The organism is Mesorhizobium sp. M2E.F.Ca.ET.209.01.1.1, from assembly GCF_004010375.2.
Classification (GTDB): Bacteria; Pseudomonadota; Alphaproteobacteria; order Rhizobiales; family Rhizobiaceae; genus Mesorhizobium.
Map to the genome: position 1 here is coordinate 1 of NZ_SADP02000350.1, position 386 is coordinate 386.

General features: G+C 69.2%; 1 protein-coding gene. It reads left to right on the forward strand.

Features of this window, described 5'->3' with window-relative positions; all coding sequences use genetic code 11:
- Positions 1-2 precede the first annotated feature (2 nt).
- The coding region (locus EN852_RS35940) for an SDR family NAD(P)-dependent oxidoreductase (RefSeq protein WP_246694512.1) at positions 3-386 on the forward strand (384 nt) is incomplete at its 3' end.

Sequence of the window (386 nt, forward strand, 5' to 3'; positions counted from 1 at the left end):
GCGTGGCGGTCGTAAGCGGCGCCTCGCGCGGCATCGGCTATTTCATCGCCAGGGAACTGGCGGCGGCCGGCGCGCATGTGATCGCGGTGGCGCGCACTGTCGGCGGGCTGGAAGAGCTCGACGACCAGATCAAGGCCGATGGCCGCGGCCAGGCGACGCTGGCGCCGCTCGACCTGACCGACATGGCCGGCATCGACCGGCTGGGCGGCGCCATCCACGAGCGCTGGGGCAAGCTCGACATCCTGGTGGCGAACGCCAGCGTGCTCGGCGTGATCTCGCCGATCGGCCATGTCGAGGCCAAGACCTTCGAGAAGGTGATGACCGTCAACGTCACCTCGACCTGGCGGATGATCCGTTCGGTCGACCCGCTGCTGAGGCTCTCCGAT